Below are 24,210 nucleotides of genomic sequence, written 5' to 3' on the forward strand. Positions count from 1 at the left end.
TTCTTAATAGGTTGGCATCTATTAGAATCCGCGAACTCGGCCAATGCGCCAATTAATTACGGCAACCTAAAAATAAAGCCAGAAGAAATCAGGCGATCTCCTCTGGCAGTTCATTTAGAATTTAAACCCTACGGTAAAACCAAATTGGGCGTTCTCTTTCACTGGGGTTCGCACTTCTTGATTTCCTGTCATATAAAGACTTTGTACTCTTGCATCTGCATAGATCCCCACCGGCGTTGTTAGCCTTAAACCCGCAGCAGACGTCAGATAATTTCCTGAAAAATTGCCACTATATGAATCAATATTATCTTGGGTGTCGCTAGTAATAGCGACTAAAAGTCCCACATTGTGCGACTCAATAGAACCACTTACGTGTGCACCGCCAAAAGCAGCATAAGGCTTTAGGTCCCACCCATCCGCGATATTAAAAGCATAACCTATTTCACCTTCAATTCGCGCGTCGTAGCCATCCGTCTTGCCACCATACAACGCCTTAGATGAGTACTGATTGTGCTCACCATCGAATCTCATTAATGAACCATTAACCGAGAAAATCCGATTAAAATCATAACCAACCTCTATTTTTGGCTGTGCCTTTAGTGTCCCTACCCCATCCACTTTCATCCCTGTTGTTGCTCCGGCCCCGATACGCAAACCAGCATAGTCATTGCTTGCTTGAGCCATGCTCGAGAAACCCGTTACCAATGCAACTAACAGTACTTTTTTCATTTACTACCTCTGTCTTTAGAAATGACGCGCAAATAGCGCAAGTGACAACCGCCTAACCCCGCTAAAAAGCGGGGGAAGAAGGAGGAAGAGGTATGTACTACCTTGAAGCTAAGTGGGCTAATTCGACAGGTAGTTTAATCTCGTCGACTGGGCAATCATGGGCTAGCGTTTGGTCGCGCTTGGCAACACGCTCCAATGCAGCTTGTTCCCAACCTTGAATCCGCTTAGTGGCTTCGCCGTGTATAGGAGCAATACCCGTGTCATACACTTCAATAAACACATCGTTATTCTTAATCTTTGAATAGCAGGTGTGTTGGTCACCATAAGGACAGTTTGAAATCACAACATACAGGTCTTTTTCTGCGTACCACTCAATCGCCGTTCCATCTTTCACAGGTGGGGTTGGACACATTCGAGCTCGCGTAATTCTGTTCTCATCTTGGGTAAAGCGATTGCCTTGAAAGATATTCCAATCATTACGGTCCGAGAAAAATTGAATCACTTCCTGACGCAAGGTGTCATCTTCAATGTTAGCAATGGCAGGAATTCGCCCAAAGCCATGAATAAAGTTCTCATGACAAGAGTTACGCACGTTTTCTTTACCTTGTGCCAATCCAATCAACTCAGGAGAGCAATGCGCTGCTAACCAAATATGCGAGAAACCTTCTGGTAATTCGTCATATGGGAACTCATCTTCCACCAGCGTCGCCATCTTTTCGAAATGACGGCTTTGAGACCAAATACCGGAATAGAGTCTTTGGTTAAGCCCTTCAACAGCTGTAGAGCTTAAGTGACAGCTGTATTGCTCTAAGTCTGGGGTTACCATCAGCACGTCCATAATCTGAGTACGACCATTGTTACCTTTTGCGTTTGGACGCTGCTCAATACGAATAACCTGACCTTTTTTCACTAAGAAGGCATTACCGGTTTCTGCTTCAAGTACGTCCGTGTAAACCAATTGACGTTTTTTACCAGACTTAGTCGCCCTCACTTTTTGGTAGAAGTCCAAGTCTGGGCTGATTGCTCTCGCAAACGTCTCTACTGGGTCAACATCAGAGTTATAACTAGAGTCGAAGTTTTCTACTTGATTTACATGTTTATGGCACATAAGTATTTACCTATGATTGCAACATCCATGTAGGCTACGGCCGAGGGTTCCTGGCTCGACTTCAGAAATTTAGTGAGCGTCCTTGCTCAGTTTTTGTCCTTTAGAAGATTGATGTCTGTTACTTACTATTGCGCTTTGAAGATTTAAACAACGTCTTAATCTTGCGCTTTATTAAGCCTACGAGGGGCTTTCCTAGAATGGCGATGGAGCCAAATAAAATGACTTCATTAATGGCAAACCCAATGCCGACTATCGATACCGTTTGTTCTGCAGACCAACTCATTGAAGCACCTAACGCTCCAAGTCCTGCTGGCACAGCAAACATTCCTATGTTGGTGATAATGAAGGCAACCAGCGCCACCTTCTTTATCGGAGTATCAACCAACATTGTTAAATTTGAGTCTGGTTGATTCGACATAAAGACCCCTCTCTATTTAATCGAGTTATCTTTGGTCGCAATGCGTTGGTAGATTCGTTCTTCCCAACCACCGATATCTCCCAAGTGTTTGGTTTCCGGTTGAATTCCCGTGTCATAAACGCTCACATACACTGGGTTTGGACGGGCCTCTGGGTAAGGCAATGCTTGGTCTGCATAAGGACAATTACTTACCACTACATAAATGTCTTTTTCAGCATAGAACTCACAGCCGACACCATCATCAACCGTCGGTGTAGGGGCTAAGACACAGCGCGTAATACCATTGTCGTCTTGAGTGAATTTATTCGGTTGGAACATGTTCACATCATTTCGGTCAGCAAACGTCTGTACCACTTGACGTCGTAGCGTTTCATTTTCAATAGCTGCAATTGCCGGGACTCGGTTGAAGCCTTGAATAAAGTTCTCTTGGCAGCTATTCACGTTGCCTTCTTCGCCATAACACATATGTAGCCATTCAGGGCAGCAATGCGCTGCAAAGAAGATGTGACTAAAATCTTCATCCATTTTTTCGTATGGAAACTCATCTTCAACCAAGGTTACGATTTTCTCCATATAACGGCTTTGTGACCAAACTGCGCTGTACAACCTTTGATTCAGACCTTCTACCGCGCTGGTATTTAGGTGGTCACCATATTGTTCAAGATCTGGAGTGACAAAATGAACGTCAATGATTTGAGTGCGATTATTGTGTAGGGTTGGACGCTGTTCAAAACGAATGACCTGACCTGCTTTCACCAAAAATGCATTACCCGTGTGAGGTAACAACACATCATCATAGACATGCTGGCGTGTGCCATTGGCTTTAGTGCCACGAACGTCTTCATAGAAAGCGACGTTTGGTGAGACTTTACGCTCATAGGTTTTTACTGGGTCAATGTCTTCGTTGTATACAGATTTGATGTCAGTTGTCATGGTCTTTACCTTCTCTAACTATAATAAAGCGCGTCCGTTCAACTATGTATTGTCAAAACGTTGTTGCCGTTTCCCCCTCTGACAACGCTTATATTAGTCATTTTTTCTGAAATACAAATTCAGTAAACCTTAAAAATAATTGACAGAACAAAACAAAAACCTTAGCAGCTACCCCGAGTTGCAAAGCTCATGAATTCACCTAACATTAAGTGTTATCTACAAGATGAAGAACTTAGGTGTAAGTTTTACTGACATGTTAACTGTTAATCTGCTCCAACTTCAGGCATTCGTTCTCGCTGCGGAAACAGGTTCGTTTTCTGCCGCAGCTAGAAAAATGAAAAAAACTCATTCAGCAATAAGCATGACCATCTCCAATTTAGAGTTAGATGTTAATCAAGCGTTGTTTGATCGTGCCACGCGAAACCCCACCTTGACGGCAGCTGGAGAAGTTCTTCTAAAAGAGGCCAAACTTGTCTTAGCACAATGTGAGAATTTTGAGCGCTTGGCTAATGAACTTGACCCAGAAGAGGAAACGGAATTTACCTTGGCGCTGGATAGTGTTTACAGCGTTCCGATGGAAAAAGAGATTCTGACGTTGCTCGCCGACAAATTTCCAAAGCTTAAACTCAAACTGGTCGAGAAGCCTTCCTCCGGAGTTATTGCATCAGTAGTAAAAGGTGAGGCTAACATTGGTTTCACTCTGCTAGAGCAGCCTATTTTCAGCAATCTAGGATCCATCGCTCTACCTTCAGCGGAGCTACTATACGTGGCTAGTCCCGAGCACCCACTAGCCAAGCTGGAAAAGGTGACACTCGTGGACTTACAACGTCACAGGCAAGCCTATCTTTCCCACGACGTCAACGTTAAGGATACCAGCATCTCAGCCAACGTCTGGGAGTGTGAGTCTATATCAGCGGCCAAGACAGCTATCGCCTATGGAACTTGCTGGGGTATGGCGGTTGAACCCTTTATTAGACCGCAAATTACTTCAGGGAAGCTCGTAAAACTCAATGTTGAGTCATCGCTGAAAAAGAGTATTCCTGCGGCTTTGATATGGAAAATTGGTGATGAGTCAGGGCGGGTTCACAACGCAATTCGCGCTTTGTATACCGAGCAGAAGCTGGACTAAAAGACCAGTAACTTTCTCGTCATATATTATAATTGAACGATTGTTCAAAATATTTGCGATACTAATAAAAACGAGTTAGGATTTTTCTATCAAGTCGGATTCTGATGAAGCAAAAAAGCTTCCATTCAATGCATTAGGAGATGCTATGAGTAACGAATATATCCCACCTAAAGTTTGGACTCACGACAGTGAAAGCGGCGGCCAATGGGCTAGCATTAACAGGCCGGATTCTGGAGCACGCCATGAACAAGCACTGCCTGTTGGAGAGCATGCTTTACAGCTTTACTCTCTCGCTACACCAAATGGGCAGAAGGTTACCATCATGCTAGAAGAGCTGCTTGCTCTGGGTAAATCTGACGCTGAATACGACGCTTACTTAATCAACATTGGCGAAGGCGATCAATTTGGTTCTGGCTTTGTAGACGTTAACCCAAACTCGAAGATCCCTGCACTGCTTGATCGTTCCGGTGACACACCTGTACGAGTATTTGAATCGGGTAACATCCTACTCTATTTAGCAGAGAAGTTCGGTGCTTTACTGCCGAGCGATCCTGCTAAGCGCGTTGAAGCGATGAACTGGTTATTCTGGCTTCAAGGCTCTGCCCCTTATCTTGGCGGCGGTTTCGGCCACTTCTACGCTTACGCACCAGAAAAGTTCGAATACCCAATTAACCGTTTCACTATGGAAACAAAACGCCAGTTACATTTATTGGACGCTAGACTCGCTGAGAATCAATACCTTGGTGGCGACGAATACAGCATTGCTGATATCGCAACTTGGCCTTGGTATGGCAATCTAGTGATTAACAACCAATACAATGCCGCTGAGTTTTTAGACGTAGAAAGCTATCCAAACCTCATTCGCTGGGCTAAAGACATCGCAGCACGACCAGCCGTTCAACGTGGTCGTATTGTTAACCGCTCTTGGGGCGAAGAATGGGAAACACTCACTGAGCGCCATAGCGCTGCTGATATTGACGCAGTATTGGCGAAGCTGCCTAAGTAAATAGCACCATTGAATCAATTTAAGAGCGAGTTCTTCCCAGTTCTCGCTCTTCGTTTGTATCTTGATAATTAAAAATACACCCTAAAACCCGCTCTGGCCTCAAGCTCTATATCAAATTGATCCAAATAGATCGCCGGCGTCACGTCCACATAAAACCCCACAGGCTTCACTCTAAATTCCGCTCCAATTCCCGGTGTAAAGGCGATATAACGACTATTGCGATTCACATAGTGCCCACCTGCGAAAAAATAAATCGGCGTATTCTGTATGCCAAAAACTTTGTTGACACCAAAGCCCATTTTATCGTCGAGGCTGACGTTAAAACGTAAATCATTATGTTTAACATCGAGTCCCCAATAAGGGTCGCCGACGAATAAACCAATACCGGTGTCTGCTTTAGCCATTGATACCGAAAATAGTGTAATGACTAAGAGTAGTCTGATACGTTTTTTCATTACTGTTCCACTGCTTGTAAAAGCCGCCAAAGTAAGTCAGTAATTTCAATATATTGTTAGCGGTCTATGGGCTTGACCTATGTTTCACAGTGCTGAATAACACTTGAGCAGAATTGACGCAGGCGTAACGCGGTAGAAATAGTTGCTCACATTTAGAATGTAAAACAAGAAAGTAGAAGGTAGGGTGCAACGAAAAACGACCGCCATAGGACGGTCGTTTGGAAACACTATATTATCTTAAAGTACCGTAATGATGTCTTCTTGAGCTAAGCGCGCCTTTGGTAAGCCGTAGTTGTAGTCTTCACCATCTTTGTGGTAACCAAGAGCTAAAGCAAAGTCACATACATAACCGCCCAATTCATCTTTAAAGATGTCACCGATCAATGCGGAATCGACACCTTCCATCGGAGTAGACGCAATCCCCATGCGCGCTAGAGTGTGTAAAAGGTTGCCCAGTGCAATATACGTTTGTGCTTTGGTCCACTGACCGTTGTAACCATTTTCATCGGTATTCAGCTCCGCAAAGCCAAACGCGCCATTCAACATTTGGTCAAACATTTCTGCAGGCAGGTGACCGGAAGTAACCTCTACATCCACCACTTTCTTATAGTCGTCTTTGGTGAAGTGTGGGTTATGCGCAAACAGAATCGTATGTGACGCTTCTTTGGCATGCGGTTGATTGAACTGATGCATGTTGGCGAACGTATCGTGAAATCGCTGCTTAGCTTCATCACTTTCAATCACAATAAACTTCCAAGGCTGTGAGTTAATTGAAGATGCAGAAAGGCGAATCGCTTCTTTAATGACTTCCATATCTTCCGCAGAAATACGTTTAGCTGCGTCGTATTTTTTAGCTGTATAGCGGTTGTTTAGGTCTTTTATGATTTGATGAGTCACTGTGCTCTCTCCACTTATAGAATCTCTAATAGCTTGGGGGAATTATGCTTTTTCGGTGAGTTTCAGTACCGTAAGCCGCTACTCTAACCCTTAAGCCAAGCTTGTTGATGAGGTGTAGGTTAGGCGTATTGAAGGCGAAGAAAAAGAACCAAACGATCCAGACATTATGGATAATTAATTCCACAATGCTAAAACGGTCAAGATTCAAACTTGCTCTGCTTATTTTCTCTTCAATCCGCGATCTCATCGACAACATTTTGAATAACATAGGACTATGCTAGTAATAAGACTTACAACGTGAGGGCATGGTTATGAAGTACAAACATATACTAGTAGCAGTAGAGCTTTCCAAAGAGAGCCACGTGTTAATAGATAGAGCCGTTTTTCTATCCGAGCTTCTGGATGCTGATGTGTCATTGATACACGTTGATGGCACCCATGGAGAGATTTATCCTGAACTAGTTGATATCAGACTCAACCCAGATCAGCGACCACTTCATTTAGAAACCATGGACCAACTGCATGAGTTTGCCGAGTACGCCAAATGTCCGGTTAAGCACTTCATTGTGGGTACTGGTGACTTGGGAGATAAGCTAAAGAGCGCCATTGCCGAGCATGGTTTTGATCTCATTATTTGTGGCCATCATCATGATTTTTGGAGCAAAATTGTTTCTAGCTCTCGACAACTTATTAATACGTCACCAGTGGATGTTCTTGTTGTGCCACTTGAAGAATAAAGTTAGATTCAAGGGCATACACACCTAGCTAGGCTGCTCATATGCAGCCTTTATTTTGCCTGCTTTCTTAATTTCTTCTCTGCCTGCTATACTGTTGAACAGTCGTTCAACAGTATAGATTTCTTCCGTTATGGCCAAACCAGCAAAATTTAATCGTAGTGAAGTTATCCATAAAGCCATGTTGCTTTATTGGGAAAAAGGATTCCACGCCACATCAATGCGTTGCCTGCAAGATGCTATCGATATGCGCCCAGGAAGTATTTATGCAGAGTTTGGTAGCAAGGAAGGCTTGTTTAAAGCAGCGATTGAGCATTATTCGACTCAGGGACAGGCTCGTTTAGACGATCTCGTAAAGCAGTTTTCTTCACCTCTTCAAGGACTTAAGGCTTTTATCTTACAGACTGTGCAGCCTTGTAGTGTGGATAACCCTAACGCTATGTGTATGTTGGCTAAAACCGTCGCAGAACTTACCGAAGAAAATGAAGAGTTATTAGAGCTTGCGCGTTACTCACTTAGAAAAAATGAAGCCAAGTTTGCTGAAATTATTGCCGAAGCCCAATCCCTCGGAGAGGTCAATCAAGAACTCTCTCCTATGCGACTAGCGCAGCACCTTCAGATTCAGATTATGGGAATAAAGACCTATATTCACGCTACCGACTGTTCGCAGGCTCAAACTAGAGTTTTGGTTGAAGAGCTCTTCTCCGGATACATGTTTAGAGTTAAGTAATAAACAGCTTAACCCATCAACCTATGTGTGGTTGATGGGTATGTTTTCTCCTCTTACTCAAAAATGACACCCATTATTCTGTTAACGGTGCACTATTTAGAACGGATGAAAATCAGCATCGGCATCATAATTACAAACATCACTCCAACTAATTGGAACGTATGAACGTACGCAACCATCTGAGATTGTTCGTGCAACATCATTTGATACTGTTGCAACGCCAGTGGGTCGGTCATTGATAAGCCTTGCGATGCCGCCCAGTTTTGCAGTGCAGGATTATAGGTATTAAAACCTTCGCTTAGCGCATGCCATTGCTGCTGGCTATCACGGTACTGGTAAGTGGTGGCAATTGAGATACCAAATGAGCTACCGATAGTTCGGAACAAGTTAAAGATACTAGCGCCCGCTACCGACTCTTCTCTTGGTAATGTCAGATACGCCAAAGACGATAACGTTGAGAAGGTCAAACCTAAGCCTAAGCCTTGAATAATACTTGGCGTTACGATCCAAAAAGTATCAATCTCCATCGAATACAGAGTCATGAGATACGAACCGATACCAATGCAGGTCAATCCAAATACTATCTTGAGTCGCGGATCAAACTGAGGATTCAGCCGAATCACCAGAATCAGCATACAAGCCGAGGCAAGACCTCTTGGAGCCATGAGCATTCCCGTTGTTGCAACCGGATAGTCCAGCAAGCTTTCTAAGAACATTGGCTGCTGAGTAGTCAAGCCAAACATGGCCATGGAGACGACTGCCATCATCAGCGACGACACCATCAAGTTCTTATCTCGCAACAGCCAAAGAGGTGCAATGGGACTCTTAGTTTTCCAGCTGCGATACGCCCACATAATCAAACCTATCACAGACAGGACAATTGCGGTTTGAATGATTCGGGAGTCTAACCAGTCTTCGTCATTACCTTTATCGAGGACAAACTGCAGCGCACCTACACCTAGTGCCATAAATCCAATGATCCACCAATCAAAGTTGGGTTTAGATTTATTCGATAGGTGGATGTATTTATAGATAAGCGCGGTACAAACCAAACCAAAAGGCAAATTCACATAGAAGATCCAACGCCAGTTGAGGTTATCCGTAATAACACCGCCAACAACTGGGCCTAAGATAGGCCCAAGCAGGATACCAATTGAAAAAATGGCCATGGCTTTACCTTTCTGCTCAGATGGATAAATCTGAACCAAGGTAGATTGAGCCAAAGGAATAACCGAAGCACCGAACGCGCCTTGAATAATCCGGAATAGTACCATCTCTTCCAAGGAACTAGCTTGGCCACACAGTGCACTCGCGATAACGAAACCGATAACAGCAACGAGCATCACTTTACGCTCGCCAAATCGCGACACCCAGAAGCTGGTCATAGGGATAAAAATAGCTTCCGCCATACTGTATCCCGTTAACACCCAGGTAATTTGGTCCGCCGTTGCCCCCAAAGCTCCCATCATATGTGACAGTGACACATTCGCCACTGTCATATCGATTAAAACCATGATGGCAGACAACATGACCGCTACGGTAGCGATACCTCGTTTATCAGCGGTGATTTGGTTGGTCATTTCGAGTCACTTTTCAGATCGACAGTCACCTCGACACTTGCACCTACACGAAGTTGAGGCGAGTTTTTTGGCACCTCCAATTTAAGTCGCACAGGGAAGCGTTGTTTGATTTTCACCCAATTACCTGTCGCATTTTCAGGGGGCATAAGAGAAAACGAGGTACCGCTGGCTGGCGATAAACTTTCTATCGTCGCGTTCCATACCAAATCAGGATACATGTCGATCTTGATCTCAGCCTTCTGACCTGGTTTAAGATGAGTGAGATCTGTCTCCTTGAAGTTAGCTCGGACCCAGTAGCTGTTGTCAATGATCACTGGAAACAGCGTTTGACCAACAGAAACAACCGTTCCTACGTGCGCACTAACTTCTCCTGATAGTCCATCTACTGGCGAGGTAATATCGGTATAACTGAGGTTGAGTTCAGCCTGAGCAAGCTGCGCTGCCGCTTGTTGGACGATAGCAGCTTCCAGTCCTTGCTCACCTCGATTCGCAATAGCTTTCTCAACATTTGCTCTTGCTTGCTCCAGGCTTGCCTGAGCATTAGCTAATTTATTCTTAGCAGTATCTAAGTCTTGTGGAGACGCCAATTTTCGAGTGACCAATGAGTCGGTACGCTTGTATTCGATCTGCGCTTCGCTCAAGTTTGCTCGCGCTGCATCCAGTCCAGCAACCGCTTCCGTCACCTGTTTGTCAGCGACATCATGCTGCTGTACCGCTAACTGGTATGCTGCTTTTGCTTGCTTTACTGCAAGTAAGTATGGTCGTTGGTCAATTCTAAGTAGCAAGTCGCCTTTGTTGATGCGCTGGAAATCCGCAACTTCAACAGAGACAACCTGTCCTTGAACCTGAGGAGCAACAGAGAGGATCTTCGCTCTAACATAAGCATCTTCGGTACTAGGATGACTGTCTGCATAGATCCATGACCAATACAGAGCACCAAATACTGCTGCACAAACAAGTAGAAAGAGAATTTTTGTCAAGCTAGAACGGGATGATTTTTTCTGATCGGAGTTATCACTCATTTACATAACCTACCTTTATATTTATGTGATCAGTGTAGGATTTTTTTATCACCAAACAATATTATGAGTTGAAACTTTATTAACCACTTTTACAGATTGAAAAATTCACTGAACAGTGTGCAATTGATATTAATCAAAATAGCTTATATCGATGAATTTTATAGGATTTAGTTGCTACGTTCGTATAAGTAGTGCTACTGTTTTTTCAGTTTTTTACCGTACCAGTACCTATCTTAAATGAATCTTAGCCAGCTAGATTTAAGTAATCTTCTGATATTAAAACACTTATTAGAGAAGAAGCATGTTTCTAATACCGCGTTGACACTGAATATCAGTCAACCGACCGTCAGTCGCGCTCTTCAAAAAGGCCGTGATTTATTTAAAGACGAACTTTTGGTTCGCACTACTCACGGTTATGAATTGACTCCCAAAGGCGAACTAATTCGACAAGACATAGGCTCTATTCTGGCTATGTTGGACAATCTAGTTGATGGTTCTGAATTTAACCCAAGCGAATCACGCAAGACCATCAAGTTTTTCGGTTTAGTCCCTCAGGTGAATTGGCTATTGCCTCCCGTATTCAAGCACCTTAGAGAACACGCGCCTAATATGGTCCTCGATATTGATACTGTCCCTCAAAAGCATTTCGATAAATTAATTGCGGGCGAAGTACACTTTTCTATCTCGAGCCAAACGCCGCCGGCAGCCGATCAAAACCTGTATCGAATGCTCATCGCCACTCGTGATTTTCGCCTGCTTATGAACAAAGACCACCCTTTGGCTCAGCAACCCTTAACTCCTGATAATTTAAAAGATTGTCACTTTGGGCAAATATCGCTCCATGGCGACCGAGCTCTCTCTATCCAAAGTCGTTTTAACGACATCGGTTTGTCCACCAATGACCGACCGCTCTCTACACCATTGAGATTAAGTAACTTCAATGCTGCGCCAAAAATGGCTGAAATGTCAGACGTAATTTTCCACCTCCCTACGCCGTTTGCAGAGGATGCCGCACGCAGTCATAACGTGGTGACGAGAGAAGTACCTGAGGAATTACGCTCACCTTACAGTGACATTTATTTGTATTGGCATAAACGCTACCACAATGACCCCATGTGCCAATGGGTTAGAGAAATATTCAAAACGCTCTATCCAAATTAATTTTTGTTACGCAAAATCATTGAAGAAAACAGCCAATTTTCACAGCAAATTCACCTTAACTACACCTCATTTACCTCCATGCTATTTGTGAATAGTGATTATGCAATATCCGGATGCTAGTTATATTGAGCCAATTTATGGATTGATATCTAATGACAATAGTTATCATTAGCAATACCTTTCCCATAAAAATACTCCAACTATTAGGTTTAATATGACCCGCATAACACATGCAATTACGCCCTTAGCAGTGGCGATTTCGACAATCCTTTCTTACCCAGTAATTGCCCAAACAGACTCAGAAAGTCATTCGGATACGCGTATCGACGAACAGATGGTTATTACTGCCACGCATACTGAAGTATCGACAACGAAAGCACCGGCTTCAATCTCAGTCATCACCGAAGAAGATATCCTATCCGAACCAGGTCTAGCACTGAATGACTTAGTCAAAAACATTGCTGGTGTTGAAAGTCAAATGGACGGAGGTAGAGCTGGACGTGAAATGATTTCTATTCGAGGCATGGATGCTGGGTTCACTATGATTCTAGTAAACGGTCGTAAACTCAGCTCTTCGAACGCAGTATTCCGTGGCAATGACTTTGATCTTGCAGCGGTTCCTAAAGAGAGTATTCAGCGCATTGAGATCATTCGTGGTCCAATGTCCGCGCTTTATGGTTCAGAGGCGCTAGGAGGCGTAATCAACGTTATCACCAAGAAGCCAACCAATGAATGGCAATCTCAAGTCAGTGGTGATTATGGATATCGCGACGACGATGGTGGTTCTGAATACACCGCAGGATTTAATACATCTGGCGCGTTACTAGAAGATGAACTGTTTTTATCACTTTCTATGAATAAGTCTTCTCGTGATCCGTGGCACGCCTTTTCTGGTCAGGGGGTTAGCGATAATGGAAATGTCTATGACCGTTCTCAAGCAACCACTTTAGAACAGCGAGACACCCTTACAGCAAGTGGTAGTCTCCAGTGGTATATCAACAACGAGCACGATCTCGCGTTTGACTTTAGCTACGCTGACGACCAGCGTGATGGCGTGATTGAGTCAACCAATGGTCTAACAGACTCTGAGTCTAAAGTCGTTCGCAATACTCAAGCTTTGACCTACAACGGCACCTATGATTGGGGTGATGCGTTACTGCGATATAATCGTGATGCATCTGAAACCAAAGACAATTTCAATGACAGAAATGCCGACCTAGGTTTATATGATGTAAATGAAGTCAATCATACTGTTGACGGACACGGCACTACAGTCGTTGGCAATCACACATTGACGTTTGGTGGAGAGTGGAAATACACCGAACTAAAGAACCCAGACAGCCTGACTCAAACCGGCAAAGCAACGGTTAACCAGCAAGCACTATTTATCCAGGATCAATGGGCATTGAGCCAGAAAAACACACTAACTTACGGTACGCGTGTTGATATGCATGAAAGTTTTGGTACTCACTGGAGTCCACGAGCCTACCTCGTTCATTCTGCAACGGATCAATGGACGATCAAAGGTGGCGTAGGTACTGCATTTAAAGCCCCCTCTTTAACTCAGTTATCCTCTGAAAACATCGTTAACAGCTGTAAGGGTAACTGCCTACTCGTCGGTAACCCTGACCTGCAGCCTGAAACAAGTCTTAACTATGAGCTCTCTACAAGCTATGTCGATACTTATTGGTCGATGGAAGCTGGATTATTTAGAAATGAAGTTTCCAATCTAATTGACCGAGACCTCGATAATCCAGTTGATAATGTAGGTGGTCGAGATGTCTATACCTACAAGAATATTGATGAAGCGATTATTCAGGGTGCGGAGTTCAGCGGTGAGTATGATATTTTGGCAAATCTTCGTCTGAACGGCACCTACACCTACCTTACTACGGAAGACAAAACTACCGGTGAAGAACTAGAGAACCGCCCAAATCACATGGCAATGGCAAGGTTGGTTTGGGAACCTGTCGATTCAATCAGCACATTCGCTCGCGTTAACTACACAAGTAGAACTTTGCTCTCGGTTGACGATAACGTATACCGCCCGTCTTACGTGACCGCCGACCTTGGTATGAACTACTTTGTTAACAACGACTGGCGGCTAAGAGCTGGCGTTAAGAATGTCACCAATGAACAATTCGACGACTACGATGTGACACGCCGTGGCTATGTAGTCACACCACGTAATTGGTACGTCGGAACAACGTTAAACTTCTAATCCATCAAAACCACTTCCACGCCAACCACCAATCAGGTTGGCGTTTTTTCACCTGAAAAAATTCCTCACGACCAACATATTCCGTTCACACTACTTAACCCATTAATTCAATTCATTAATTTTCCCAAATGCTTCACAGACATTCGTCATTTATGGTCTAAACTCAAACAATAAACATTTTATATAATTATCAGAAACAAGGATTGTCTATGTCTTACTTTCCCAAAGCAGATGGTGTCATCGCTAAAGGACTCATCGTTGCGCTACCTATTCTCCTCCTTTCAGGTTGCGAAAAAACCGTCGAAGCCCCTCCAGCAGTCAAGCCCAGTGTAAAAGTTCTCGAAGTGACCATGAAAGAAATCACACCAAGTGAAGAGTTCGTGGGTCGCACTGAGGCAACTCAAGACATCGAACTTAAAGCAAAGGTAAGAGGCAACTTACTAAAAGCCTATTTTGAAGAAGGCAGTATGGTTGAAGAAGGACAATTGTTGTTTGAGATTGACCCTGAACAATATGAAGCCGCCCTCAAGTCCTCCAAAGCACTTGTGGCTCAATCACGTGCTGCCTATGACACAGCAGTTCGTAACTTTAAACGTGGCGAAGGATTGATTAAAGACAAGTACATCAGCCAAGCGGATTACGACAATCTATTATCCGCCAAACTGCAAAATGCAGCAGCGCTACAGAGTGCCAACGCTGAGTTAGACAATGCCAAACTTGAACTGGGTTACACCAAGATTCATGCGCCATTTGCCGGAAGAATTGGCCGTGCAGAAGTGTTTTCAGGTGATTTGATCATTCCTGAACAAACCGAAATGGTGAACTTGGTACAAATGGAACCGATTTGGGTCAACTTCCAGTTACCAGAAAAAGTCATTATCAACGCTCAAAAAGCAGCTCGTGACGCTCAAAATCAATACAAAATCGAAGACCTACCAGTAAAACTGCGATTCCCTGACGGGTCGATGTTTGAAGAAACAGGCATGATAGATTTCATCGATAACCGTGTTGACGCCACTACCGGTACTCTGGCTGTCCGTGCTGAGTTTGCCAATACAGAACACCTAATTGTGCCCGGACTTTACGTGACGGCAATAATCGAAGCTCCACGAGTTCAAGAAGTTATGCTCATCCCCCAACGCGCGGTGCAAGAAGACCAGCAAGGTCGTTATGTATTAACTGTTAGTAAGGAAAACGTCGTCAAACGTAAAAACGTCACTTTGGGTAAACGATATGGTGTTGACTGGGAGCTAGAAGAAGGCTTAGAGAAAGGTGAACTGGTCATAACTGAAGGGTTACAAAAAGCCCGTGTAGGCGCTGAAGTCGAGTACGAAATGGATACCGTACAGCCTTTCGATGAAAACGACTCTTAAGGACAAGTTATGATTAGTAAGTTTTTTATACATAGGCCGAAGTTTGCCTTCGTTATCTCTATAGTCCTGACTTTGTCCGGTCTGTTGTCGATTCCTGCTCTGCCCGTGGCAGAATTCCCTAACATCTCCCCTCCGATGGTCTCCGTGACTACATCCTATCCGGGTGCGAGTGCTGAGGTTGTTGCCGACACCGTTTCTAAGGTTATCGAGGCCGAAGTCAACGGGGTGGAAAACATGATTTACATGGAGTCCAAGGGCGCAAACGATGGTAGCTACTCGCTCAATGTTACCTTTGAGGTGGGAACCAATGTCGATATGGCACAGGTTAACGTCCAAAACCGGGTACAACAAGCCATGCCTAGGCTTCCCCAAGAAGTTCAACGAAACGGGGTAAAAGTTGAGAAACAAGACCCAAACATCTTAATGATGCTTAACTTGGTATCACCAGATGGAAGTCTAGATAACCTATTTTTAAACAACTACATGGGCATCAATATTAAGGATAACCTTGCTCGTGTTAACGGTGTCTCTAAAGTAAGCATTATCGGTGGTATGGATTACTCCATGCGGATCTGGCTCAACCCCGATCGCATGGCAAGTTTAGGTGTTACCGTAGAAGAGGCCATTGCCTCAATTCAAGAGCAGAATATCCAAGTTGCGGCGGGACGTATTGGCGCAGCACCAGTACCTCGAGATCAACAATTTCAGTACACCCTCTCCACCAAAGGTCGCTTGAGCCACCCAGAAGAGTTTGAACAAATCATCATCCGTTCGAACCCAGATGGTAGCGCAGTTTATATGAGTGATATTGCGCGTATTGAGCTTGGTGCTGCAAGTTACGATGCGGAAGCGATGCTGGATAACAAACCATCTGCACTACTTTTCATTTACCAATCAAGTGGCGCAAATGCACTCGAAGTAGCGAAAGGTGTCCACGAAGAATTATCCCGTCTTCGCGAGCAATTTCCTGAAGATATGGACTACAAAGTTCTCTACGACACCACTCAGTTCGTAGAAACGTCCATCGATGAAATGATTGAAACACTGTTGATTGCCGTAGCACTGGTTATCTTCGTTGTGTATATATTCTTGCAGGATGTTCGACAAACGTTAGTTCCTGCTATCGCCATTCCGGTGTCTTTAGTTGGTACATTTGCATTCCTACTGGCAACAGGCATGAGCATCAATACCGTGTCGCTCTTCGCCTTGATCCTCGCGATCGGTATCGTAGTAGATGATGCTATCGTTGTTGTAGAAAACACCACTCGTTTAATGGAGGAAGAAGGGCTCAACGCCGTCGATGCCACAACCAAATCCATGCAGGAGGTAACGGGGCCCGTTATCGCTACAACTCTGGTGCTACTCGCGGTATTCGCGCCAACGGCAGTTATGCCCGGTATAACTGGGCAAATGTACGCGCAGTTCTCTATCACCATCTGTATTTCGGTTCTAATTTCCTCGGTGAACGCATTAACACTCAGCCCTGCGTTATGTGCTTCACTACTTAAGCCACCAAAAACGCATGAAAAAGGGTTCCATGCCAAATTCAACGTTTTGTTTGAGAAGGCAACCGGAAAGTACACCAACTTTGTTTCGGGAATGGTGCGTAAACTAATGCTCGTTGGCGTCGTCTATGTCGCCTTGATCGGTGCAACGGGCTATCTGGCTACTTCGCTCCCTACCGGATTTGTCCCTACGGAAGATAAAAAAGCATTCTTCGTCGATGTGCAATTACCTAATGGCTCTTCCATCAACCGTACCAAAGAAGTTATGACTCAAATGGTAGACGAACTAAACCAAATGGATGGCGTAACCAATGTGATTTCAGCAAGTGGTTATTCGATTATTTCTGGCGCGGTATCGTCTAATGCAGGCTTGATGGTTGTCATTCTTTCTCATTGGGATGAGCGACAAGATCCATCCTTGGTAGAATCGCAAATCGTACGACGAGCTAACGCCGCACTATCGCAATACAGTGAAGCGACGGCGGCTGGTTTCTCCCTACCAGCGTTACCGGGTGTAGGTACGGTTTCCGGTGTAGAGTTCTATATCCAAGATACCTTGGGCAGAACGCCAGCCGAGCTCGCAGGTGTCATGCGAGCAATGTCCATCCAAGCAACTTCTGAGCCTGAGCTAACAACGGCGTTTAGTACGTTCCAGGCTGACGTACCACAACTATTCGTCGACGTAGATAGAAACAAAGCCAAAGTACAAGGTGTTGAACTAAGCAGTATTTTCACTACATTACAAACGATGCTTGGTTCAATGTATGTAAACGACTTCAACCGATTTGGTAAGGTTTTCCGTGTGAACATGCAAGCGGAAACCGAATTTCGCGATTCAGACCGAGACATCGCTCGTTTCTACATCCGAAACAAATACGATGTTATGGTGCCGCTTAATACCTTGGTTAACGTAGAGCCTAAGCTAGGCCCTGAATACATCAACCAATTCAACTTATATAGCGCGGTTAAAGTCAACGCATTCCCAGCACCAGGCTACAGTTCAGGACAGGCGATTGATGCTGTGAAGCGAATCGCGGATACGACTTTCCCGAACGGCTACACCTATGAGTGGTCAGGGCAAACTTACCAAGAGTTAAAAGCAGGTAACTTAGCGCCATTCATCTTTACCTTAGCACTTATCTTTACCTATCTATTCTTAGTTGCACAGTATGAAAGTTGGACGATTCCAGTGTCAGTTATGCTCGCTGTTCCAATCGCTATTCTAGGGGCATTTATCTACATTTGGATAATGGGGTCTGACGTTAACTTATACACCCAAATCGGCTTGGTACTACTAATCGGTCTTGCCTGTAAGAACGCGATTCTGATTGTAGAGTTCGCCAAACAGCTCAGGGAAAGCGGTATGAGTATCACCGACTCAGCCATTAAGGCCGCGCGACTGCGTTTCCGGGCGGTCTTGATGACAGCCTTCTCGTTCATCTTGGGGGTAATCCCACTGGTCATCGCAACCGGTGCAGGTGCTGCAAGTCGCGTCTCTTTAGGTTATGCGGTGATGGGCGGTATGATTGCGGCCACTATTGTAGGTACCTGTCTTGTTCCAGTGTTCTACGTGATGTTGCAATCACTTCGAGAGAAGGTAAAAGGACGTAGCTCTTAATGCACTCCAACAAAAAAGCCTGATTTATCAGGCTTTTTTATTACTTCTTAAACAGAGACTACGACTTATCAAGTTCGAGTGTAATTCTCACAAAGTTGTCGTCTTCGTATTGTATCTGGTAGCTAAAGATATCATTGGCATATATCGTTTTTAGGAACAGGTGCTTTTCACGTACCGTTCCTCTAAATAAAATCGATATTCCTGATAACAATTGGTTACGTGCACCGAAATGTGCGTTTAGGTCCGTTGATAGCACGCACAGCAAACAACCATTCTCATCATGGTTGAGATCCACTTTCTCAGGACTCGATAACAGCACTGTGGTACCCAGTTTCTTTTCCAACTCACGAATTAATAATAGATAGCTATCTAAATGTGGCTGCGAAACGTCAGGCTTAGCTTCAACTCCTCGTAATAAAACATCTTCTAAATCTACTTGCGATTTCTTTGCTTGCAAGCTCATGGCTTTTAATTGCTTTCTAATCGCTTTGTATTTATTGCTTTTTAGTTTCGGCTTTAGCCATCGAACCAATAACTCGTTCTTCTTCGCAAGATCGAATAATTGGGATTTGGACTCTAACTTCTTGAATTCTAGATGTAACAAGGCGTGCAAAGACACCTCGGTCAATAACTGAATTGATACCGAGTTAGACGTACTCATTTGCTTTGAACTGGATCCTTTGTTCTGCATTGTAGTCTGTTGGTATTAAAGAAAGGGAATGGTGCCGAGAGAGGGACTCGAACCCTCACACCAAAGGCACTAGCACCTCATGCTAGCGTGTCTACCAATTTCACCATCTCGGCATCGATAAATGCATCACTAAATCGCATCTATTTATCACCGCTGTTTTAGCGGATTCCGAAATGTTAACTGACGATTTTTTACTTGTATAGCGTTTCAATAGATAAAATCAATAAAACCAGTTCGTTTGATGAACAAATAATCACATTGGCGATTTCACATCCACTCATTTTGAGTATACGAACCTAAACACCCACGCTTGGGTACGTGATTAATACCAACCAAATGCTCAATACATTAATGAAAATGATATCTGAATTATAGTTCACTTAGTGTATTGGTGTGATCAAGCCAGATAATATATCCCCTTACATATTCAAGCTGAACGCTTACATCGACGCATATTGACGAAGTATAAAGCCCATCTGCACAAGGTTTGCCTACATACCTAATCGATATTGAGTACAAATTACGAGTCAGCCTTTGAAAGAACGAGTCACAAAAGTCAGACGCTCAACATGACTGACAGGCCGTACGACGATAATTAAGAGAGCAGAATAGCACTCATAAATCTCGCGTCGTACAGTCCTTATTACAAGAAAGCGATAGGTTCGAGCCATAATATTGCTCCAACACCTAAGTTAATTTCAATCCAACAATGCTAAGGATAGCCTGAAACAAGGCAATGACATGTTCAGACTATTGAAACACTCATTACTGGTTACCAGCGCCGTCCCAACGCTGGCCTTTGCAAGTGAACGCCAATCATCCGATAGGCTTAAACTTGGTCCTCAGGAAGTTCCCTTGTACCTACTCGGTACCGATCTGAAGCCATACCACGATGTCGCAAAGCCGAACGAGTAATCGAATCATGAAAAACAAATTAACTGCAGTACTCCGTTTCTTAACCAAGTGGATGTTAATAGTCAGTGGTTTTCTATCACTAAGCTATTTCTTTTCATTACTATCGAAAGTACATGGTAAAGACCTTCCTGAAAGCTATTTCAGCGATGGTATGCCTAGCATATTAGGGCTTCTTAACTCAGAGCTCTTTATGGGTATTATTTTCGTTATCACCATTTCTATCATCGTTTACGTCTTATACCTGTTGTGGCAATTACACGAAGTCGCGGTTCACCGTAGTCAATACATGCAGAGCGCTCACGCCAACCTAGTATTTGCACTATCCCTTTGTGGGTTATTTATCGACAAATTATGGTGGGTATTAGCTGTGATTATTGCCTTCACTAACTGGGAAGCGTTGGCTTCAGCATTAAGTAAGGTCATTCACACCGGAATCCACGGCGACAAAAAGCAGGAGCAATCGTCATGAAAGAAATTATGCTTCCGTATGTCCTGATTGTTTGGTTACTAGTGAAATTAGGCGTCATTAAGTGGACCCTCCGTAATGCGGTGATTAGCGTTGGATTTGGTGCCTTTTTAGCATTTATGCTGTTTACTGCGCACCGATTTTGGTCACCCGCTGATTTGACAGACAGCACCACAGTAAAAGCGCCTCATGCGGTACTAAGCCCTTTGTTTGGGCAGCAAGTCAAAGACATTTACGTGACTCATAACCAACGAGTCAAGAAAGGTGAGTTACTGTACACGCTAGAGTCAGAAGACACAGACGAAGAGTTGAAGAGCTTGAACTCTAGCCTTATTGCAGCTGAACATCGAATTATCAGCATAGAAGAGCAGATTGCGATTGATGTTAAGAACCATCAACGCTTAATCAATCTAGATGAATTTAGCTCTGAACAAGAAAGAGATGAGCTGCATACCAAAATACAACAAGGGAATGCAGACCTAATGGCGGCTCGCTCCGATGTTGATGGTATACAAGCTCAGATCAATCAAAAGCAATGGTTAAACGACCGTAACCAGATTAGAGCACCTTTTGATGGTGTCGTAGGTGTTATTAACATTGCCAAAGGCTCTCGTACTGGCAACTTGTATCTCTATAACATCGAGAAGAAATTCGTCGAAATGCGCGTAAGTGACCAAACTTTCCGACATATAAAGGAAGGTCAATTTGCTGAGTTTTATGTTAATTCTCATCCAGGTGAAGTATTTCGCGGTCGAGTGCACAGCATTACAACCAATACCGGTGAAGCGACCGTATCTGCTCGCGGTAACACGCAACAAGTCCGCCAGCATGTAGGAAACAATACCGGTGCACATGGTCGTACTGTTGTTATTGAATTTAATGAACCGGAAGGCTACGACGTGCCACTTGGCGCCACAGGTTCAGGCTGGATATCAGCAAGCAAGCCGTCCCAGGCGCTTGGTTTTATGGACATCATCGGTGGTGCAACAGTACGATTGAAAGCACTTAAAGCTTATCTAAGCGCTATTTAATGTTAACCCTTTTAAGGCCCGCGCATAGTTGGAACTCTGATTGGAACTGGTAAGGAAAATTGGGCCTACAACACCTCACTTATGTGGGGTGTTTTTTTATCTTTAACCAGATATTTCTCGTCATTATGCCAGCTTAATAGTCTCTTACCCTAGATACACAAATAGCAACCCAATCCATTCGAATAGCGAATACAAACCAACTAACTCCTATCGGAACTTTTCATTATCTTTTGCATCGCTCTCAACAAGAAGAGTATCAATAAAAGGTAATTAAAATGAAAAAGACAGCAATCGTTCTAGCGTTAACTTCAGTATTTGCAACTAATGCTATGGCAGAAGGTGTAACGGGCGGTGTGGAACTAGATGCTAAGTTCGTAGATGGTGCAGCCGAATATAAAGCAGACAATGGCTCGGGTATCAAAGCGTTCATCGGTTATGAAGGTTTCGGTGCTTCGGCTAAACGCAAAGCAAACTTTGAAAATGAGTACAACCTTAACTACACCCATGATTTTGGTAACATCTGGCTAAAAGGCGAATATGAGTTCGTTGATAAGAAGAGTCGTCAACAGCCAGCTAACGACCAAAACAAATTTGGTATTACCGTTGGTGGTAACGTTGCGGAACTATTCGATACCTCATTGCGTTTGCGTAAAGACACAGATTTAAACTCAGGTAATGGCAGTGAGCGTAGCAACATCTATCGTTTTGATTTAGCGGCAGGCAAGCAAGTCACAGAGCGCGTCTACTTAAATGCTAAACTGGTCGGTCAAAAGCAAACTAATAAAGCACTAATTACTCGTGACAACAAAACGAAAGACACTATCTACAATGTTGAGCTTCGTGCTACCTTCACGGCGATCGATAACCTAATCCCTTATGTAGAAGTCGGTAACGAGGGTCAATTCGGTGATGGTAAGCGCAATACCTACGGCAAAGTAGGCGTTGTTTTCCCATTCTAATTTGACACTATTAGTTAAAGCGCAAAGATATTCGAAGGAATGAATATCTTACAGCGAACCCATTTTTCCTTCTTCACCCCTTCGAACAGTCTTACCGCTCAATATCTTCAAAACAACACTAGAACTGGTAATTAAACTCTACCCTCTGGTCACCTTCAAAATAGCTTTGTTCTTGCGTCCAGTTGGCAAAATAGCGCACGTTAAAGCGAGGCGTAAACTGATAAGACACCGCAAATTCATTAGTAAAGATAGAACTCATTCCTACGCCGTATGCATTGTCGACATAAGATTTAGAACCAGATAGAGTCGTTAACCACATCGGATTGTAGTTAAGCCATAGCTTATCCGTAATCGCATATTTGGTATAAGCCCCCACTACTGCGTATGTTCCTGGAACTGTGTAACCATTATCTTGTGGTTCAGTTTGACAATCGTTAGCATCGGTGCAGCTAGGAAAATTCCCATTGCGTACATTGACGCCCAACCCTGCAAGTGGATAGAGGTTAAGGTTGCCCCATTTTGGCAATGCTTGAATAAAACTATAGGACGCATTCAAACTTTCTTGCTCCACGTTATAGTTCAGATCAAGTTGACTACCGCGACCATTGGTGGTGTCCACACTAAAGTTTCGAAAACGAACGCTATCAATTGAATTATCACGACTACCCGTTCCAGACCAACCGAGATATTCTCCAGCTATTCCCTTCACTTCGATGATGTTCATCGCCATGGTATCAGGGTTACCTGTATCGTATGTGCGTCCGACTTTGATGTTTAAACCTTTGTCCGATGTCCCAGCACCCGCTTGAGTATAAACCGCTAAAGGGTCAGACATATCTTGGATTTCAGTATCAGAATTTTGGTCTGCAAAAGAAGAAAAAGAACAAACTGCGACTGTGGCCGCCGTTAGAAAAGAAATGTGTGCACGCATATAAACTCACCCTAATACAAAACAAACCTCCTTTTGTATTACCAACACTACTTTCTCGATTGGCAGCACCTCATCCATAAAATGCTGGGGAAGCCTAAAAGCGAGAGGCTATAACCTCAATTAACTCAAGGTTATAGCCTCTATTACTCTGCGATTATTGACTCGAATATAAGTTAATAAGAATCAGCCAGTTAGTTATCAATTATATCGTCTCAAAGACTGACAAAAGTGTTAATTACATCACTCGATCACCAGCTATCATCAATCGCAGCGTCAACAATAGCATCCTCAACCACAGCGTCTTCATAGTCTGAAATAATCGCATCTTCAACAACTGCTTCACCAATTAACTGATCACATTCTGCATCCGCATATGCACCATCAATTACACCAACGGCACCACCAATCATTGCTCCTGATTTGGCATCACCGGCGACTGCTCCTACGACACCACCAACTATCGCACCATCAACAGCATCAGTAATTACATTACCTCCATCGCAAGGATGATAGGCAAACACGTTTGCTGAACAAGTGACAAGAATAGCGCTTAACCATAACCTTGTTTGAAGCTGTTTTATTTTCATCAATTCAGCCT

The 24,210-nt window shown here is 43.8% G+C and carries 23 protein-coding genes and 1 tRNA gene; 12 read left to right on the forward strand and 12 right to left on the reverse strand.

What is annotated here, in order from left to right:
* Positions 1–114 precede the first annotated feature (114 nt).
* The 4 genes from OH456_RS02160 to OH456_RS02175 form a co-directional block, all read right to left on the reverse strand.
* The gene (locus tag OH456_RS02160; RefSeq protein WP_198558558.1) at positions 115–729 is read right to left on the reverse strand and encodes an outer membrane beta-barrel protein; all 615 of its coding nucleotides are present in this window, start codon (positions 727–729) and stop codon (positions 115–117) included.
* Positions 730–826: 97 nt separating this feature from the next.
* Positions 827–1,837, reverse strand: a complete 1,011-nt coding sequence (locus OH456_RS02165) for a DUF1989 domain-containing protein (RefSeq protein WP_006069348.1) — start codon at positions 1,835–1,837, stop codon at positions 827–829.
* 118 nt (positions 1,838–1,955) lie between these two features.
* A complete protein-coding gene (locus tag OH456_RS02170; RefSeq protein ID WP_006069349.1) occupies positions 1,956–2,255 on the reverse strand; it encodes a hypothetical protein in 300 nt (99 codons plus the stop codon).
* 12 nt (positions 2,256–2,267) lie between these two features.
* Positions 2,268–3,188 carry a DUF1989 domain-containing protein gene (locus OH456_RS02175; RefSeq protein ID WP_270032704.1) on the reverse strand — a complete coding sequence of 307 codons (921 nt, stop codon included), beginning with the start codon at positions 3,186–3,188 and terminating at the stop codon, positions 2,268–2,270.
* A 253-nt stretch (positions 3,189–3,441) separates the two neighbouring features.
* Between OH456_RS02175 and OH456_RS02180 the strand changes: the two genes are divergently transcribed.
* Entirely contained in the window at positions 3,442–4,317 is an 876-nt protein-coding gene (locus OH456_RS02180; RefSeq protein WP_240205695.1) for a LysR family transcriptional regulator, read from the forward strand.
* Positions 4,318–4,462: 145 nt separating this feature from the next.
* Positions 4,463–5,323 carry a glutathione-dependent disulfide-bond oxidoreductase gene (gene yghU / locus OH456_RS02185; protein ID WP_270032705.1) on the forward strand — a complete coding sequence of 287 codons (861 nt, stop codon included), beginning with the start codon at positions 4,463–4,465 and terminating at the stop codon, positions 5,321–5,323.
* 68 nt (positions 5,324–5,391) lie between these two features.
* Here the strand turns inward: yghU and OH456_RS02190 are convergent, their stop codons facing one another.
* Together OH456_RS02190 and OH456_RS02195 are read right to left on the reverse strand one after the other, a co-directional pair.
* Entirely contained in the window at positions 5,392–5,778 is a 387-nt protein-coding gene (locus OH456_RS02190; protein WP_006069353.1) for a hypothetical protein, read from the reverse strand.
* Between the two features lie 237 nt (positions 5,779–6,015).
* The gene (locus OH456_RS02195; protein WP_006069354.1) at positions 6,016–6,675 is read right to left on the reverse strand and encodes a nitroreductase family protein; all 660 of its coding nucleotides are present in this window, start codon (positions 6,673–6,675) and stop codon (positions 6,016–6,018) included.
* A gap of 311 nt (positions 6,676–6,986) precedes the next feature.
* On the opposite strand from OH456_RS02195, the gene OH456_RS02200 reads away from it, so the two are divergent.
* Together OH456_RS02200 and OH456_RS02205 are read left to right on the forward strand one after the other, a co-directional pair.
* Positions 6,987–7,412: a universal stress protein gene (locus OH456_RS02200; RefSeq protein WP_006069355.1), complete on the forward strand. Its 426-nt coding sequence runs from the start codon at positions 6,987–6,989 to the stop codon at positions 7,410–7,412.
* Positions 7,413–7,542: 130 nt separating this feature from the next.
* Positions 7,543–8,139 (forward strand): TetR/AcrR family transcriptional regulator, encoded by a 597-nt coding sequence (locus tag OH456_RS02205; protein ID WP_270032706.1) that lies wholly within the window; start codon positions 7,543–7,545, stop codon positions 8,137–8,139.
* Between the two features lie 92 nt (positions 8,140–8,231).
* On the opposite strand, the gene OH456_RS02210 is transcribed toward OH456_RS02205, so the two are convergent.
* Positions 8,232–9,719 carry an MDR family MFS transporter gene (locus OH456_RS02210; protein ID WP_062458657.1) on the reverse strand — a complete coding sequence of 496 codons (1,488 nt, stop codon included), beginning with the start codon at positions 9,717–9,719 and terminating at the stop codon, positions 8,232–8,234.
* Positions 9,716–10,741, reverse strand: coding sequence for an HlyD family secretion protein (locus tag OH456_RS02215; RefSeq protein WP_198558562.1), 1,026 nt, complete (start codon positions 10,739–10,741; stop codon positions 9,716–9,718). Before OH456_RS02215 ends, OH456_RS02210 begins: the two co-directional genes overlap by 4 nt.
* Positions 10,742–10,978: 237 nt before the next feature.
* Here OH456_RS02215 and OH456_RS02220 point away from each other — a divergent pair, with 237 nt between their 5' ends.
* From OH456_RS02220 to OH456_RS02235, 4 genes are all read left to right on the forward strand, one after another.
* Positions 10,979–11,902: a LysR family transcriptional regulator gene (locus OH456_RS02220; protein WP_006069359.1), complete on the forward strand. Its 924-nt coding sequence runs from the start codon at positions 10,979–10,981 to the stop codon at positions 11,900–11,902.
* Between the two features lie 214 nt (positions 11,903–12,116).
* Entirely contained in the window at positions 12,117–14,123 is a 2,007-nt protein-coding gene (locus tag OH456_RS02225; protein WP_270032707.1) for a TonB-dependent receptor domain-containing protein, read from the forward strand.
* 209 nt (positions 14,124–14,332) lie between these two features.
* Complete coding sequence (locus OH456_RS02230; RefSeq protein WP_252039498.1) at positions 14,333–15,496, forward strand: efflux RND transporter periplasmic adaptor subunit; 1,164 nt, start codon at positions 14,333–14,335, stop codon at positions 15,494–15,496.
* A 9-nt stretch (positions 15,497–15,505) separates the two neighbouring features.
* Positions 15,506–18,619: an efflux RND transporter permease subunit gene (locus OH456_RS02235; protein ID WP_270032708.1), complete on the forward strand. Its 3,114-nt coding sequence runs from the start codon at positions 15,506–15,508 to the stop codon at positions 18,617–18,619.
* A gap of 58 nt (positions 18,620–18,677) precedes the next feature.
* Here the strand turns inward: OH456_RS02235 and OH456_RS02240 are convergent, their stop codons facing one another.
* Both OH456_RS02240 and OH456_RS02245 read right to left on the reverse strand, forming a co-directional pair.
* Positions 18,678–19,280 carry a DUF2913 family protein gene (locus OH456_RS02240; RefSeq protein ID WP_006069363.1) on the reverse strand — a complete coding sequence of 201 codons (603 nt, stop codon included), beginning with the start codon at positions 19,278–19,280 and terminating at the stop codon, positions 18,678–18,680.
* Positions 19,281–19,339: 59 nt separating this feature from the next.
* Positions 19,340–19,423 (reverse strand) — tRNA-Leu (locus OH456_RS02245).
* A 628-nt stretch (positions 19,424–20,051) separates the two neighbouring features.
* Between OH456_RS02245 and OH456_RS02250 the strand changes: the two genes are divergently transcribed.
* The 4 genes from OH456_RS02250 to OH456_RS02265 all read left to right on the forward strand — a co-directional run bounded on the left by OH456_RS02250 (position 20,052) and on the right by OH456_RS02265 (position 22,681).
* Positions 20,052–20,225, forward strand: a complete 174-nt coding sequence (locus OH456_RS02250) for a hypothetical protein (protein WP_006069364.1) — start codon at positions 20,052–20,054, stop codon at positions 20,223–20,225.
* 7 nt (positions 20,226–20,232) lie between these two features.
* On the forward strand, positions 20,233–20,694 hold the full coding sequence (locus tag OH456_RS02255) for a hypothetical protein (RefSeq protein ID WP_006069365.1): 462 nt from the start codon (positions 20,233–20,235) through the stop codon (positions 20,692–20,694).
* The gene (locus tag OH456_RS02260; protein WP_088878927.1) at positions 20,691–21,722 is read left to right on the forward strand and encodes an HlyD family secretion protein; all 1,032 of its coding nucleotides are present in this window, start codon (positions 20,691–20,693) and stop codon (positions 21,720–21,722) included. The genes OH456_RS02255 and OH456_RS02260 overlap by 4 nt, the downstream gene beginning before the upstream one ends.
* 275 nt (positions 21,723–21,997) lie before the next feature.
* Positions 21,998–22,681: a hypothetical protein gene (locus OH456_RS02265; protein ID WP_198558566.1), complete on the forward strand. Its 684-nt coding sequence runs from the start codon at positions 21,998–22,000 to the stop codon at positions 22,679–22,681.
* 118 nt (positions 22,682–22,799) lie between these two features.
* Here the strand turns inward: OH456_RS02265 and OH456_RS02270 are convergent, their stop codons facing one another.
* Positions 22,800–23,612 (reverse strand): hypothetical protein, encoded by an 813-nt coding sequence (locus OH456_RS02270; RefSeq protein WP_006069368.1) that lies wholly within the window; start codon positions 23,610–23,612, stop codon positions 22,800–22,802.
* A gap of 248 nt (positions 23,613–23,860) precedes the next feature.
* Positions 23,861–24,199, reverse strand: a complete 339-nt coding sequence (locus OH456_RS02275) for a hypothetical protein (RefSeq protein WP_124941717.1) — start codon at positions 24,197–24,199, stop codon at positions 23,861–23,863.
* Positions 24,200–24,210: the final 11 nt, after the last annotated feature.

Origin of the sequence: Vibrio sp. La 4.2.2 (assembly GCF_027586995.1) — a bacterium.
GTDB lineage: Bacteria > Pseudomonadota > Gammaproteobacteria > Enterobacterales > Vibrionaceae > Vibrio > Vibrio mediterranei.